Below are 15,065 nucleotides of genomic sequence, written 5' to 3'. Positions count from 1 at the left end.
CCGCTCAGGCGCGCGCCTTTTCCACGTTCGGCAGCAGGATCGCCACCACGCCCAGCAAGGGCAGATAGGCGCACACCTGGTACACGTAGCCGATGCTCGTGGCGTCCGCCAGCTTACCCAGCGCCGCGGCGCCCACCCCGCCCATGCCGAAAGCGAAACCGAAGAACAGGCCGGCGATCATGCCCACCTTGCCCGGCACCAGTTCCTGCGCGTAGACCACGATGGCCGAGAAAGCCGAAGCCAGCACCATGCCGATGATCACGACCAGCGCGCCGGTCCAGAACAGGTTGGCATGGGGCAGCAGCAGCGTGAAAGGCGCCACGCCCAGGATCGACACCCAGATCACGATCTTGCGGCCGATACGGTCGCCGACGGGGCCGCCCACCACCGTGCCCACCGCCACCGCGGCCAGGAACAGGAACAGGTAGAGCTGCGCCTCGCGCACCGACAAGGCGAACTTGTCGATCAGATAGAAAGTGAAATAGCTGTTCAGGCTCGCCAGGTAGAAGTACTTGGAGAACACCAGCACGCCGAGCACGGCCAGGGCGCCCAGCACCTGCCTGCGCGACAACCCGTTGCCGGCCCCTTCGCGCCGCGCCTTGGGCTTGAGCCTGGCGCGGTTCGCGCTGTACCAGCGCCCGATGCCCGTCAGCACCACGATGCCGAACAGCGCCGCCAGCGAGAACCACGCCACGCTGCGCTGCCCATGCGGAATGATGAACAGCGCGGCCAGCAACGGCCCGAGCGCCGAGCCTACGTTGCCGCCTACCTGGAACAGCGACTGCGCCAGGCCGTGACGGCCGCCCGACGCCATCCGCGCCACGCGCGACGACTCCGGATGGAATACCGACGAGCCCGTGCCCACCAGCACCGCGGCCACCAGCAGCCAGCCGAAAGACGGCGCCATGGACAGCATCAGCAGGCCAACCAGCGTGAAGCCCATGCCCACCGGCAGAGAATACGGCTTGGGATTGCGGTCGGTGTAGAAGCCGATGAAGGGCTGCAGCAGCGACGCCGCCAGCTGGTACACCAGCGTGATCAGCCCGATCTGCGCGAATGACAGGCTGAATGAATCCTTCAACATGGGGTAGATGGCCAACAGGATCGACTGGATCATGTCGTTCATCAAATGCGCCACGCTGATCGCGCCCAGCACCTTGAAGGCGGTGGACGGGTCCGAAGCGGCCGGCGTGGCCGGATTGCCGTCAGCTACGGCGGCGGGATTCTGGGCGGAATTCATGGTCTCGGGCAATAAGGGGATGGCCTGCCCGGCAGGCGCGCCGGGACCTGTGGACAGTGTAGGAATCCGCGGCCGGCCCGATCTGCCATTTTTCGTCGTATAAGTGACAAGATACGGAAATTGCCCTTTTACCTTCCTTCTCATCCTTATGCCGGAAGTGACATCCATGCCCGCTCGCCTTACCCTGCCCGACCCCGCCCGCAGTGTCAACGCGCAGGATTACCAGGACCGGCCGCGCGTGGTGACGGCCATGGCCAAGGAATTTCCGGCCGGCGCCCGGACGGGCACCCATTCCCACCCCCGGGCCCAGCTGATCTATGCCGTCGAGGGGATCATGCGCGTCACCACCCCCAGCGGCTTCTGGGCCCTGCCGCCGCTGCGCGCGCTGTGGGTGCCGGCCGGCGTGCCCCACGGCGTGGACATGGTGGGCGCCGTGTCCATGCGTTCGCTCTATCTCCAGGCCGAGGCGGCCGGGCGCTACTGGCCGCAATGCCAGGTGGTCGAGGTCAGCGGGCTGCTACGCGAACTGATCCTGGCGCTTACCGCGGAACCCATCGAGTATCCGCTGGGGGGCCGGGCCGAACAGATCGCCGCCCTCGTCCTGGCCGAGCTGTCCGCCGCCCGGGTCGCGCCCTTCCAGATTCCCTGGCCGCGCGACCGCCGCCTGCAAACTATCTGCGCCGCCATCCTGGACCGGCCGGGGCTGCAGCGCGGCATCGAAGACTGGGGCAGCGAGGTCGGCGCCAGCGCACGCACGCTGATCCGGCTGTTCCAGGCCGAGCTGGGCCTGAACTACCGCCAGTGGGTGCAGCAGGTGCGGTTGGCGGACGCCGTATGCCGGCTGGCGCTGGGCGAACCCATCGCCCGGATCGCCTCCGACCTGGGCTATCGCAGCCCCAGCGCATTTTCGGCCATGTTCCACCGCGCGCTGGGCGCGCCGCCCCAGCGCTACCTCCGGCCCGCCCCGAAAGGCTGACCCGACGGCGCAAGCCGCCTTGCCGTTTGTCACGGCGCGCAATACATTTCAGTCCGCGCGCGGGCGGATCCGGCGCGGCGAAGGCGCGTTGCACATAGCCCAGACCCCGTCCCTGATTTTCAGCGTCTCCCCGCGCCCCTCCGTCCCCCGGGCAAGTTTGGTTACCGAAACCTTATCGCACGCTGGGCGGTCTATACCGTTCTGTCCTAGAATCGCCTGCAATGAGCACCCCCCAGCAATCTCCCGCCACCCCGGGCGGCAAATCGGGTTTCCCCTGGAAACGACTCCTCGTCAAGGCGGGCATCGCCGCCGCCGGAGCCGGCGTGTGCGGCGCCGTGCTGCTCGGGCTGGCGCTGGCCCTCGCCTGGCCCAGCCTGCCCGACCTGCACGCCATGACGGACTACCGCCCCCGGGTGCCGCTGCGCATCTATACCGCGGACAAGGTGCTGATCGGCGAATACGGCGAAGAGCACCGCAACGTGCTGCGTTTCGACGAAATCCCGCCCGTGATGCGCCAGGCGGTGCTGGCCGCCGAGGACGACCGCTTCTACAGCCACGGCGGCGTGGACTGGATGGGCGTGGCCCGCGCCGTGCTGACCAACATCGTCAAAGGCTCCAAGAGCCAGGGCGGCAGCACGATCACCATGCAGGTGGCGCGCAACTTCTACCTGTCATCGGAAAAGACCTATTCGCGCAAGTTCTACGAGCTGCTGCTCACCTTCAAGATCGAATCCGAGCTCACCAAGGACCAGATCCTCGAGCTCTACATGAACCAGATCTACCTGGGCCACCGCGCCTACGGCTTCGCCGCCGCCTCGCGCACCTATTTCGGCAAGCCCCTGTCCGAGGTCACCCCAGCCGAGGCCGCCATGCTGGCCGGCATCCCCAAGGCTCCCTCGCGCTTCAACCCCATCACCAACTTCCCGCGCGCCGAGATCCGCCAGCACTATGTGCTGGGCCGCATGAAGACGCTCGGCTACCTGACGCCCGAACAAACGGATGAAGCCCTCAAGCAGCACCTGACCATCCGCGGCGCGGACGGCACCAGCGCTCGCGGCTTCGCCATACATGGCGAGTATCCCGCCGAGCTGGCCCGCCAGCTGATGTATGGCGTGTTCCAGGAAGACACCTATTCCAAGGGCATCGATGTGTACACCACCATCGATTCCAAGGACCAGGAGGCCGCCTACCGCGCGGTGCGCGACGGCGTGCTGGACTACACGCGCCGCGCGGCCTATCCCGGCCCGGAAGACCAGATCGACCTGCCGGCCGACATAGAAAAGGATTCGGCCGCGCTGGACGAGATCCTGGACGGCGTGCAGGAAAAGACCCCGGACAGCGAGGATCTGCTCGCCGCCGTGGTGCTTTCCGCCAGCCCCACCGAGGTAACGCTGGCCCGCAGCGCCCGCGAGATCATCACCATTTCCGACAAGAAGGCCTTGGCCGTGGTCGCCCGCGCGCTGAATCCCAAGGCCAACGACAGCCTGCGCCTGAGCCGCGGCTCGGTGGTGTACATCCACAAGAACGGCGAGAACTGGGAAATCATCAACATGCCGGCGCTGCAAGCTGCGCTGGTGTCCGTGGTGCCCCAGGACGGCGCCATCCGCGCCATGATCGGCGGCTTCGACTACAACCGTGGCGGCTTCAACCGCGTTACCCAGGCCTGGCGCCAGCCCGGCTCCAACATCAAGCCCTTCGTCTACGCGGCGGCCCTGGAACGCGGCCTGACGCCGGCCACCCAGATCTCGGACCAGCCCTTCATGCTCACCGCCGAGCAGACCGGCTCCAAGGCCTGGCAGCCCAAGAACGACGGCAACAAATACGAACCCATGCTGACGCTGCGCCAGGGCCTGGTGCGCTCCAAGAACATGGTGTCGATCCGCATCCTGCAGGCCATCACGCCGCAGTACGCGCAGGACTACCTCACCCGCTTCGGCTTCGAGAAGTCGCGCTGGCCCGCCGTGCTGCCTCTGGCGCTGGGCGCGGGCGGCGCCACGCCCCTGCAGGTCGTCAACGCCTACAGCGTGTTCGCCAACGGCGGATACCGCGTCACCCCCTATCTGGTGGATCGCGTCACCGACCGCTCCGGCAATGTGCTGATGCAGGCGCAGCCCGTTGTCGCCGGCGACGAGCAGGCGCGCGCCATCGACCCGCGCACCGCCTGGGTCATGGACGACATCCTGCGCGGCGTCACGGTCAACGGCACGGCCGCCCGGGCGCACCAGGTGCTCAAGCGCAGCGACGTGGGCGGCAAGACCGGCACCACGAACGAAGCCGTGGACGTCTGGTTCTCGGGTTTCACGCCCAAGCTGGCCACCACCGTCTGGATGGGCTTCGACCAGCCCCGCTCGCTGGGCACCAACGAGTTCGGCAGCGGCCTGGCCCTGACCACCTGGCTGGATTACATGCAGCCCGTGCTCAAGGGCGTTCCGGAAAACAAGCCCGCGCCGCGTCCCGACGGGCTGCTGGTGGACAACGGCGAATACTACTTCTCCGAATTCCCGCCGGGCCAGGCCGTCGCCTCGCTGGACCTGTCGTCCGGCGACGAACTGACGGATTTCCTGAACAACAACCGTTCGACGGACGGCGTCGACACCTCGGTGAAGCCGCTGCCCCCCAACGGCGGAGCGGCGCCGCTCAACCCTCCCGTCCAGACGCCGCAGGCGCTGCCGATTCCGGTGCCCCGCGCCGGCGGCGCGCCGGCAGGCAACGCAACGGCCTTCCCGCCCATCCCCGTGCCGCGCGTCGACGCCGACGCCCCGGCGCAGGCCGGCACGGTCAGCGCCCCCGGAACCGTTACGGCGCGGCCCCTATAAGCGGAGTCCCGGGTATCCGGCACCCTTACGGCAAAACGCAGCAAGCCCAAGCCATAGCGACACGGGTGTCTGGCACATGAATGGCTAGACTTCCGTCACGACTTCCCTGGGCCAGGCCTGCAGGGATTCCAGCTCCAGGAACGTGAAGTAGCCCGACCTCCAGCCCTCGGTGTCGATGTGATAGACGTTGCCGAGCGCCAGCGGCGCCGCGACCGGCGTATGCCCCGCCACTACCGCTCGCACGCCCTGGATGCCGGTCCGGTTCATCTGCTGGAGACGTTCGCGCGACCACTGGCAGGCCGCGCTGGTGCGCTGGTAACGGTCCTGCAGCGCGGATTCCAGGCGCGGCCAGAACAGCACCGGGCAGTCGGCGTGCAGCAGGCCCACCGCCCCGGCCGAGGTCTCGACCTCGATGGCGATGGGCAATCGCGCAAAAGCCTCGGCAAAGGCCTCCTGCCGCTCCTGGGATAAATCCAGGAACCAGCCGCCGCCATAGTCGCGCCAGTTTTCCACGTCCACCCGCCCCGTGCGCACGTGGCGGATGGCGTAATCCTCGTGGTTGCCCTGCACGGCGTAAAACCACGGACGGGCCAGCCAATCCAGCACGGCCTCGTTTTCGGGGCCGCGGTCGACCAGGTCGCCCACGGAAAAGAGGCGGTCCCTGGACGGGTCGAAACCCAGCTGGCCCAGGCCGTCCTCCAGGCGGGAAAAATGCCCATGCAGGTCGCCCACCGCGAAATCGCGGCCGAGCTCGTTACGCGGGACTTTGAGAAAACGCTGCTCCATGATGCGGAACTACCACCGTGTCGATGCTTGATCCTTCTTTTTAACCTGCTTTCGACCCGTCCCCGGCAACCGCCCCGGCCCCGGTTCCGGAAAAATACCGTGACGAGAATCGATATTATTCGTGATAATGTTCCGACTTTCCCTACTCGCGCCTTAAAGGCCGCGCAACCCGCTGCCCCAGCCCCGCCCATGACAGCCGCGTCCACCATCAAAACCTGGTATCTGGTCCATAAATGGACCAGCCTGGTCTGCACGATCTTCCTCCTCATCATCTGTCTGACCGGCTTGCCGCTGGTGTTCCACCACGAGATCGAACACTGGCTGGACGACGCCAAGCCGCTTTCCGACGTGCCCGCCTCGACCCCGCCCGCCAACCTGGACAAGCTCGTCGGCACCGCCCTCGCCATGTACCCGGGCGAAGTCGTCGATTATCTGTTCTTCGATCCCGACGAGCCGCAGGTCTACGTAGGCATGGCGAAAAAGCCCGGCGACGGCCAGGTGTCCGGCCACGCCGTGCGCATGGACGGCCGCACGGGAGACGTGCTGCTGGACGGGCCTCCCTATGTCCAGGACCGCTTTTCTTTCATGGGCATCATGCTGGCCCTGCACGTGGACCTGTTCGCCGGCCTGCCCGGCGAGCTGTTCCTGGGTTTCATGGGCCTGCTGTTCTGCGTGGCCATCGTCTCGGGCGTCGTGCTCTACGGCCCCTTCATGAAAAAACTGGAATTCGGCACGGTGCGCGCCACCCGTTCCACCCGCCTGAAGTGGCTGGACCTGCACAACCTGCTGGGCATCGTGACGCTGGTGTGGGCCTTCGTGGTTGGCGTCACCGGCGTCATCAACGAACTCTCGACGCCGCTGTTCCGCCTGTGGCAGGGCACGGAATTGGTGCGTATCCTGGAGCCGTACAAGGGCGAAAGCGTGCCCACCGAACTCGCCTCCGCCCAGGTCGCCGCCGACACGGCCCGGAAGGCCATGCCGGGCAACGAAGTGTCGTTCATCGCCTTCCCCGGCAACGCCTTCGGCAGCCCCCACCACTACATCGCATGGATGCGCGGCGATTCGCCGCTGACCTCGCGCCTGAACACGCCCGTCCTGATCGACGGCAAGACCGGCGACCTGACGACCGTGGCCCGCATGCCCTGGTACCTGACCGCGCTGGAACTCTCGCGCCCCCTGCACTTCGGCGACTACGCCGGCATGCCCCTGAAGATCATTTGGGCGCTGCTGGACATCATCACCATCATTGTCCTGGTCAGCGGGCTATACCTCTGGCTGGCGCGGCGCCGCGCCACCGAAGCGCGCATTGCCGAACTCGTGCGCAAGCACCAGGCCGCAGCCATCCCCGACAGGACTCCCGCATGACGAAAGCAACCCGTGGTTTCATGTTTGTCTGGGGCGCGCCGATCGTGCTGGGCGTGCTCAGCGTGTTCGGCCTGCTGGCCGCCCTGCTCGGCACGGGCGCCTGGCACTGGGCGTCCTGGGTCGCCCTCGCCATCCTGCTCGGGGTGATCGTCCGCTACTGGGCCTACCCTTCGAAGTAGGATGAGTGGAGCGCGAGAGTCCTTAAGCTAGAACGCCGGCCTCCAGCGCGCGCAACCCATGCGCCTCACCCGCCCAACGCGAACGTTTCCGGATCGGGCCCCAGGCGCTTGCCGTCCGGGATGCCGTCGATGGCCGCCATGTCCGCCGCCGACAGCTCGAAGTCGAAAACGTCGATGTTCTCGCGGATGCGGGCCGGCGTGACCGACTTCGGAATCACGATCAGACCGCTCTGCAAGTGCCAGCGCAGCGTCACCTGGGCGGGCGACTTGCCGTGCTTCTGCGCCAGCTCCAGGATGGTCTTGTCCTTCGCGACCCCGCCCTGGGCCAGGGGGCTCCAGGATTCCGTCGCGATACCGTGCCTGGCATGGAAGGCCCGCAAGTCCCGCTGCGCGAAGCCCGGGTGCAATTCGATCTGGTTCACTGCCGGCACGACGCCGGACGCGTCGATCAGCCGCTCCAGGTTGGCCTGCGTGAAATTGGATACGCCGATCGAGCGCGCCCGGCCGTCTTCCTTCATCTCGATCATGGCCCGCCATGCGTCCAGGAACTTCTCGCTGCCGGCCACCGGCCAGTGGATCAGGTACAGGTCCACGTATGCCAGGCCCAGCTTCCCGAGGCTCTCGTCCATGGCCTTGTGGGCGTCGTCATAGCCGTGCCTGTCGTTCCAGAGCTTGGTCGTGATGAACAGATCCTTGCGCGCCACGCCGGAGGCGCGCAAGCCCGCGCCCACGCCGGCCTCGTTCCCGTAGATGGCCGCCGTGTCCACAGAGCGGTAGCCTGCCGCCAGCGCCTCTTTCACGCTGGAGGACGCCTGCTCGTCGGGCACCTGCCAAACACCCAGGCCCAGCTGCGGAATCTTGCCGCCGTCATTCAATTTCACTGCGGGTACCTTCGCCATAAGACCCTCCGTAGCTTGCAACGCGACGCAAGCGCGGCGAATACGCGCCAGATCGCGCAACCAAGGGGCAGCCAGGCTCAATCCTTGGTTGGAACAGTAAAAAAGCGGGCCCGTCAGGCTGCGCCCGTGTCGCGATACCGGATTGAAAGCCGCCGGAAGGGCCTTGCCATGCCCGGGGCCATGATCCCGATGATACCCCTACGGCCGTCTCCGCCCGGCCAGCCCCCCTCCGGGCAGGATTGCGGCCAGTGCCCGATAATGCCGTTCATCCGGCCCGCCGCCACGCCGCCGGCCCTGCGCAACCTACCCCTTTCCGCCCCATGAATCCTCCTGAAACGCGGCCCAAGAACCGCGGCAATCTCCACACGCTGCGCACGCTCTTCCCCTACCTGTGGCCGCCTGGCAGGACTGGCCTGAAGGCCCGGGTGGTCGCGGCGCTGCTGTGCCTGTTCGCCGCCAAGGCGGCCACCGTCTACGTTCCCCTGCTGTACAAGCAGGCCGTGGACGAACTGGGCAAGGGCGCGCCCGGAACCGTCACCGTGCCCCTGGGACTGATCCTGGCCTACGGCACCGCCCGGGTGTTCTCCCTGCTGTTTTCCGAATTGCGCGACGCCATATTCGCCCGCGTCGGCCAGCACGCCATCCACGCAGTGGGCCTGCAGATCTTCAAACACCTGCATGCGCTGGCGCTGCGTTTTCACCTGGCGCGCCAGACCGGCGGCCTGAACCGCGCCATCGAACGCGGCACCAAGGGCATCCAGACGCTGCTGTCGTTCCTGCTCTTCAACATCCTGCCCACCTTCTTCGAAATCGGGCTGGTCTGCGTCGTGCTGTGGAAGATGTTCGACGCCTGGCTGGCCCTTGCCACCGGCACGACCGTCATCCTGTACATGGCGTACACCCTCATCGTCACGGAATGGCGGACCAAGTTCCGCCGCCAGATGAACGAGACCGATTCGGAGGCCAACACCAAGGCCATCGAAAGCCTGCTGAACTACGAGACGGTCAAGTATTTCGGCAACGAAGAGCACGAAGCCCGCCGCTACGACGCATCCCTGACACGATACGAGCGCGCGGCCGTGCGCAGCCAGGTGAGCCTGTCGATACTTAACATAGGCCAGGCCGCGATCATTTCCGCGGGGCTGACGCTCGTCATGTGGATGGCCGCCACGGGGATAGCCGAGGGCCGCTACACGCTGGGCGATTTCGTCCTGGTCAACACCTATCTGCTGCAGCTCTATTCCCCGCTGAGTTTCTTCGGCTTCATCTACCGCGAGATCAAGCAGGCCATGGTCGACATGGAGCGCATGTTCGAACTGCTGGGCCAGGACCGCGAAGTGGCCGACCGGCCGCACGCCCATCCCCTGCGCGTGACGGGCGGCGAGGTGGAGTTCCGCGACGTGCGCTTCGGGTATGACGCCCGCCGGCCGATCCTCAAGGGAGTGAGCTTTACGATCCCCGCCGGCAGGACCGTGGCCGTCGTGGGCACCTCGGGCGCCGGAAAATCCACCATCGCGCGCCTCCTGTTCCGCTTCTACGACGCCGACGGCGGCGCCATACTCATCGACGGACAGGACGCGCGCAACGTCACGCAGGCCAGCCTGCGGGCGGCGATCGGCGTGGTGCCGCAGGATACGGTGCTGTTCAACGACACCATCCGCTACAACATCGGCTACGGCCGCCCGGACGCCGGCGATGCGGAAATCGAGGCGGCGGCCCGCCTGGCACACATCCACGACCTCATCATGGCCATGCCCGACGGCTACCAGACCATGGTGGGCGAACGCGGCCTGAAGCTGTCCGGCGGTGAAAAGCAGCGCGTGGCGATCGCGCGCACCCTGCTCAAGAACCCCGCAATCTTCCTGTTCGACGAAGCCACCAGCGCCCTGGACACGCATACGGAACGCGAGATCCAGGCCAATCTGCGCGAAGTCAGCCAGGGCCGCAGCACGCTGATCATCGCCCACCGGCTGTCCACCGTGGCGGACGCCGACGAGATCATCGTGCTGGCGGAGGGCCGCATCATCGAGCGCGGCCGCCACATGGACCTGCTCGCGCAGCGCGGCGTCTACGCCGGCATGTGGGCCCGCCAGCAGGAACGCGCCCAGGCCGAGCCGGCGGATTGACAAGGCCGCCGCCTTGCACGACTATCGCACCCTTTGATTTCCAGGCCTCCCATGCAGGACATCTCCGCCGCCCCTGAAGTCCGCGTCTGCGCCGCCCACGACCTCGTCAATGGCGGCCTGGGCGTGAAAATCCCCGTCTCCGACGGATCGGGGCGCACCACCGCGTTCTTCGTACGCTACCAGGACCGTGTGCACGGGTATCTGAACCGCTGCGCCCACGTCGGCGTGGAACTGGATTGGGAAAGCAGCTTCTTCACCCGGGCCGGCGACCTGATCATGTGCGCGCGCCACGGCGCCACCTACGAGCCGGACACCGGATTGTGCGTGGGCGGCCCCTGCAAGAACGGCCGCCTGACCGCGCTGTCGGTCGAAGAGCGCGACGGCGCCGTCTACTGGCGGCCCGCCGGCAAGATCCGCCCGCTGGAAGACGCGGCGGCCTGATCCTCGGCCGGGCGTTCCGCATAGCGGCGCGCCAGCACCGCGCACACCATCAGCTGCATCTGGTGGAAGATCATCAGCGGCAGCACCACCACTCCCATCTGCGAGGTGCCGAACAGAACGGTGGCCAGGGGAATGCCCGACGCCAGCGACTTCTTGGATCCGCAGAAAACCAGGGTGATCTCGTTCTCCTTGGACAAGCCGAGCTTGCGCGCGCCCCAGGTCGTGATCAGCAAGGCCGAGCCCAGCAGCAAGGCATTCACCAGCACCATCGAAGCCATGTCGATAGCCGGGAAGGCGTGCCAGATTCCTTGCGTCACGGCTTCGCTGAACGCGGTGTAGACGGCCAGCAGGATGGAACTGCGGTCCACTTTCGCCAGCGTGCGGCTATTGCGTTGGGCCCAGGCGCCGATCCATGGCCGCAACAGGCTGCCCACCGCGAACGGCAGCAGCAGCTGCAGCAGAATGCGGCCGGCATCGGCCAGGCCATGCCCTTCGCCCTGGCGGTTCAGCAGCACCGCCACCAGCAGCGGCGTCAGCACGGTCCCCAGCAGGTTCGAAGCGGTAGCCGCGCAGATCGCGCCCGGGATATTGCCGCGAGCCATGGACGTCAAGGCGATGGAAGACTGCACCGTAGAGGACAAGGTGCAGACGAACAGCACGCCCAGCCATAGCGACGGCGCCAGCAGGCCGGGAAACAGCGCACGCAGACCCAGCCCCAACGCGGGGAACAGCAGGAAGGTACAGGCCAGGATCAGCGCGTGCAGGCGCACGTCTTTCACGCCGGCCACGATGGCGTCCATCGACAGGCGCGCGCCATGCAGGAAGAACAGCAGCGAAATCGCCACGTTGCTGGCCACCATCATGAACGAAGCCCCCTTGCCCACGGCCGGGAAGAAACTGGCGAACACTACGGTGGCGATCAGGATGAGCGTGAACTGGTCGGGGAGAAAGCGGCGCATGGCAGGGATTTCCGGAGAGCTTGCGGAAAACTATAGGCGCGCGGCTTGTCATCGTGAAGGCCACTGGTTACTTTAACTGTCATCGGAATATCCTATGACAGGCCCCATGCTCAATCCTTTATGGCTCAAAACCTTCGCCGCCGCGGCGGCGGCCCCCAGCTTCACCGAAGCCGCCCGGCGCCTAGGCCTGACGCAGCCCACCGTCAGCGAGCACATCCGCCAACTGGAGTCGGCGCTGAACCGCCGCCTGTTCCTGCGCGACACGCATTCCCTCGCCTTGACCAACGATGGCCGCAGCCTGCTCGTGCATGCAGAGATCATCCTGGACGCCCATGAACGGGCCGAACGCCTTTTCGACGCGCCGCGCCTGCGCGGACGCGTACGCCTGGGCACCTCGGACGATCTGGCGATGGGACCTTTGCCCGACGTGCTGGCGGCTTTCCGGCTGGCCCACCCCGAGGTGGAATTGGACCTGACCATCGGCGTCACCAGCGAGCTCTACAAGCTGTTGGACGACAACGGGCTGGACGTCATGATCGGCAAGCGCCGCCGCGGCGACCGCCGCGGCCAGACCCTGCACAAGGAAGCATTGCTGTGGCAGGCGAAGGAAGGGCTGCGCGTGGCGCCCGACATTCCCCTGCCCCTGATTCTGCTGCGCGAGCCCAGCGTCACTCGCACGCTGGCCCTGGACGCCCTCGCGCGCGCGGGGCGCAGCTGGCAGATCGTATGCACCAGCACCAGCTACGCGGGCTGCCAGGCGGCCGCCCGCGCGGGCCTGGGCATAACCGTGCAACCGTCGCACCTGTCCACCGCGGGGCTGGCGGTGCCCGCGGGCGCCGCGCATCTGCCGGCGCTGCCGCAAGTGGAATTCATCGTTATCTCGGCGCCCGCGCCCAACCGGCCTACCCGCGCGCTGACGGACATCCTGATGCGCAGCACGCTGACCTGAGCCCGGCGCGACCTATCCGGGCAGATGGTCCGGCACGCCTCCGGCATCCACGGCTTCCACGCAGTCCAGCGCATTGCGCGCGGCCGACATGGCTTCGACGGTGCTGCGGAAGCGGCGGCTCGCGAAGATCTCGAATACCTGGCTGCTCGACGCGGACTCGCCTTCCTCGGCATCGTCCGCAGGCTCCGCGGCGCCCTTTTGGCCGAGCTTTCGCGTTTCCAGGAAAGCGCGCGGCGGAATGCGCCCTTCGGGCTGGGTCGCGTAAGCGACCACCGAGAACCCGTTGATGATCTTCTCAGCCATGGCGGCTCCGGTTGGCCGCCCCCGAAAGCGGCGCGGCTTCTGTTACCGACTACGGCCCGCCATCTGGAAACTTAAGCCTGCGCGGGCTGGCGCGCCCGCACGTATGCCGCCACTTGCGCAAGCACGTCCGACAGGTCGGCCTGCAACGAAGCGAAGCCCGAATTGCGCTCGCGCGTGGCTTCGTCCATATACAGCGGACGGCGGATCTCGACCTGGAGGCTGTGGCGGTTCAGGGCCGGCTGGCCGATCTGCGCGATCAGCTGCACGCCCTTGTAGGGATCGTTGCGCGCCACCGTATAGCCCTTGTCGCGCAGCGCCGCTTCGATCAGGGCGATGAATTCGGGCTCGCACGTCGTGCCGTCGCGGTCCCCCAGCACGAAGTCCGCCAGCGGATGCTCGCTCTTGCGGCCCAGCCGTTCGTAGGCGTCGTTGGGCATGGAATGCAGGTTGAGATGCCAGACCGCGCCGAATCGCCGGGTCACCCCCTCGATCGCCTCCGACAAGGCCGCATGGTAGGGCTGGTAGTACGCCTGGATGCGGTGCCGCACTTCGGCCAGCGTCAGCTTGCGGTCGTAGATCGGCGTGGCCTTGTCCATCCTGCGCCAGATCAGGCCCTTGCCCAGGCGGGTCTTTTCGCCCGGATCCAGCGCTTCCGGCCAGGGCTCCGCCAACAATTCCGGATCCAGGTCCTGCAAGGTCCGGTTGGGATCGATATAGACGCGCGGAAAATTCGCGGCGATCAACGTGGCGCCCAGCGCGGGCGCCGCCGACCACAACTCGTCCACGTGCGTATCCTCGCCCTGGCGCAGTTGGGCCAGGCTTGCCGCCGCCCCGAAATCCTCGGGATAGCGCTCGCCGCTATGCGGCGAATCGCAGACCAGCGGCAACGCCTGGCCTGCCGGCTCATGCACGGAAACTGCGTCGAAGTCGGCGTGTGTCATCGTCAATCTGCCTGAATGTTCGCGGTCTTGGCCACTTTGGCGTAGCGGGCCAGGGCCTGTTCGATCTGCGCCTGGAATTCCTGGGGCGTGGTGGGCATCAGCGTACCACCCACGTCCTCGGCCTTCTTGCGGAACTCCGGATCCCGCTGCGCGGCGCGCACGGCCTGGTTCAGGCGGTCGACCACGGCTTGCGGCGTGCCGGCAGGCGCCACCAGGCCGAACCAGCCGCCTGTGCCCATGTCGGGGTAACCCAGTTCGATATAGGTGGGCACGTCCGGCAGCAGGGGCGAACGCTCCATGCCCAGCACGGCCAACGGCCGCAGCTTGCCACCCTGCACCTGCGGCAGGGTCGAGGACAGGTTGTCGGTGATCGCGTCCACCTGACCGCCCATCACGTCGTTCAACGCCGGACCCGCGCCGCGGTACGGCACGTGCAGCAGCTTGATGCCCGACAGCATCATGAAGTTCTCGATGTTCACGTGGCCCAGCGAACCCACGCCGGGCGAGGCGAAGCTGTAGCGCTCCGGCTCGGCCTTGGCCAGCGCCACGAACTCGGCCATGTTCTTGGCCGGGACCTGCGGATTGATCGCGAAAATGCTGGGCACGGCCACCACGTTGGCGACCGGCACGAAGTCCTTGACCGGGTCGTAGTTCATCTTCCGGAAGACGGCCGGATTCGAGCCGTGCGTGCTCATCGTGGCCATGCCGATCGTGTAGCCGTCGGGCGTCGAGCGCGCCACCTGCTCCATGCCCAGCGAACCGCCCGCGCCGGCCTTGTTCTCCACCACGATGGTCTGCTTCAGGTCACGGCCGGCGTACTCGGCGACCAGGCGGGCAACGATGTCCGTCGAACCCCCGGCCGCGAACGGCACCACCAGCTTGATCGGGCGGGAAGGATAATCGGCGGCCTGGGCGGCGCCGGCGAGAGTCAGGGTGGCGAACAGGCCGGCGAGCGCGAAGCGCGCGGACCGGCCGGAAGGACGGCGGGACATGGGGATGGCTCCGAAAGTTGAGGTCAATCGACAAGGCCGCCAGTGTCCAAACTTTACGGTCCCCTTTCAAACGACTATATTGCACTCTTTCAT

General features: G+C 66.9%; 14 protein-coding genes. 7 read left to right on the top strand and 7 right to left on the bottom strand.

What is annotated here, in order from left to right; translation table 11 throughout:
- Positions 1 to 4: 4 nt before the first annotated feature.
- On the bottom strand, positions 5 to 1,240 hold the full coding sequence (locus JL37_RS15930) for an MFS transporter (RefSeq protein ID WP_043545785.1): 1,236 nt from the start codon (positions 1,238 to 1,240) through the stop codon (positions 5 to 7).
- A 166-nt stretch (positions 1,241 to 1,406) separates the two neighbouring features.
- On the opposite strand from JL37_RS15930, the gene JL37_RS15925 reads away from it, so the two are divergent.
- The gene (locus tag JL37_RS15925; RefSeq protein WP_043545782.1) at positions 1,407 to 2,216 is read left to right on the top strand and encodes a helix-turn-helix domain-containing protein; all 810 of its coding nucleotides are present in this window, start codon (positions 1,407 to 1,409) and stop codon (positions 2,214 to 2,216) included.
- Positions 2,217 to 2,437: 221 nt separating this feature from the next.
- Complete coding sequence (locus JL37_RS15920; protein ID WP_043545269.1) at positions 2,438 to 5,032, top strand: penicillin-binding protein 1A; 2,595 nt, start codon at positions 2,438 to 2,440, stop codon at positions 5,030 to 5,032.
- Positions 5,033 to 5,116: 84 nt separating this feature from the next.
- Here the strand turns inward: JL37_RS15920 and JL37_RS15915 are convergent, their stop codons facing one another.
- On the bottom strand, positions 5,117 to 5,818 hold the full coding sequence (locus JL37_RS15915; RefSeq protein ID WP_043545268.1) for a metallophosphoesterase: 702 nt from the start codon (positions 5,816 to 5,818) through the stop codon (positions 5,117 to 5,119).
- A 189-nt stretch (positions 5,819 to 6,007) separates the two neighbouring features.
- Between JL37_RS15915 and JL37_RS15910 the strand changes: the two genes are divergently transcribed.
- Complete coding sequence (locus JL37_RS15910; protein WP_043545267.1) at positions 6,008 to 7,183, top strand: PepSY domain-containing protein; 1,176 nt, start codon at positions 6,008 to 6,010, stop codon at positions 7,181 to 7,183.
- Complete coding sequence (locus JL37_RS15905) at positions 7,180 to 7,362, top strand: hypothetical protein (RefSeq protein ID WP_043545265.1); 183 nt, start codon at positions 7,180 to 7,182, stop codon at positions 7,360 to 7,362. Before JL37_RS15910 ends, JL37_RS15905 begins: the two co-directional genes overlap by 4 nt.
- Before the next feature lie 65 nt (positions 7,363 to 7,427).
- On the opposite strand, the gene JL37_RS15900 is transcribed toward JL37_RS15905, so the two are convergent.
- Positions 7,428 to 8,261 (bottom strand): aldo/keto reductase, encoded by an 834-nt coding sequence (locus JL37_RS15900; RefSeq protein WP_043545264.1) that lies wholly within the window; start codon positions 8,259 to 8,261, stop codon positions 7,428 to 7,430.
- A gap of 320 nt (positions 8,262 to 8,581) precedes the next feature.
- Here JL37_RS15900 and JL37_RS15895 point away from each other — a divergent pair, with 320 nt between their 5' ends.
- Entirely contained in the window at positions 8,582 to 10,387 is a 1,806-nt protein-coding gene (locus tag JL37_RS15895; RefSeq protein WP_043545262.1) for an ABC transporter ATP-binding protein/permease, read from the top strand.
- 51 nt (positions 10,388 to 10,438) lie between these two features.
- A complete protein-coding gene (locus tag JL37_RS15890) occupies positions 10,439 to 10,828 on the top strand; it encodes a Rieske (2Fe-2S) protein (protein WP_081955083.1) in 390 nt (129 codons plus the stop codon).
- Here the strand turns inward: JL37_RS15890 and JL37_RS15885 are convergent.
- Complete coding sequence (locus JL37_RS15885; RefSeq protein WP_043545261.1) at positions 10,777 to 11,787, bottom strand: bile acid:sodium symporter family protein; 1,011 nt, start codon at positions 11,785 to 11,787, stop codon at positions 10,777 to 10,779. The two genes, JL37_RS15890 and JL37_RS15885, sit on opposite strands and share 52 nt — an antisense overlap.
- 106 nt (positions 11,788 to 11,893) lie before the next feature.
- On the opposite strand from JL37_RS15885, the gene JL37_RS15880 reads away from it, so the two are divergent.
- On the top strand, positions 11,894 to 12,736 hold the full coding sequence (locus JL37_RS15880; RefSeq protein WP_043545777.1) for a LysR family transcriptional regulator: 843 nt from the start codon (positions 11,894 to 11,896) through the stop codon (positions 12,734 to 12,736).
- 12 nt (positions 12,737 to 12,748) lie between these two features.
- Here the strand turns inward: JL37_RS15880 and JL37_RS15875 are convergent, their stop codons facing one another.
- The 3 genes from JL37_RS15875 to JL37_RS15865 all read right to left on the bottom strand — a co-directional run bounded on the left by JL37_RS15875 (position 12,749) and on the right by JL37_RS15865 (position 14,972).
- Positions 12,749 to 13,039, bottom strand: a complete 291-nt coding sequence (locus tag JL37_RS15875) for a hypothetical protein (RefSeq protein ID WP_043545259.1) — start codon at positions 13,037 to 13,039, stop codon at positions 12,749 to 12,751.
- 71 nt (positions 13,040 to 13,110) lie between these two features.
- Complete coding sequence (locus JL37_RS15870) at positions 13,111 to 13,980, bottom strand: N-formylglutamate amidohydrolase (protein ID WP_043545257.1); 870 nt, start codon at positions 13,978 to 13,980, stop codon at positions 13,111 to 13,113.
- Positions 13,981 to 13,982: 2 nt separating this feature from the next.
- Positions 13,983 to 14,972 (bottom strand): tripartite tricarboxylate transporter substrate binding protein, encoded by a 990-nt coding sequence (locus tag JL37_RS15865; protein WP_043545256.1) that lies wholly within the window; start codon positions 14,970 to 14,972, stop codon positions 13,983 to 13,985.
- Positions 14,973 to 15,065: the final 93 nt, after the last annotated feature.

The organism is Achromobacter sp. RTa, from assembly GCF_000757485.1.
Taxonomy (GTDB): domain Bacteria; phylum Pseudomonadota; class Gammaproteobacteria; order Burkholderiales; family Burkholderiaceae_B; genus Achromobacter.
This window is presented reverse-complemented; position numbering and strand designations above follow the sequence as displayed.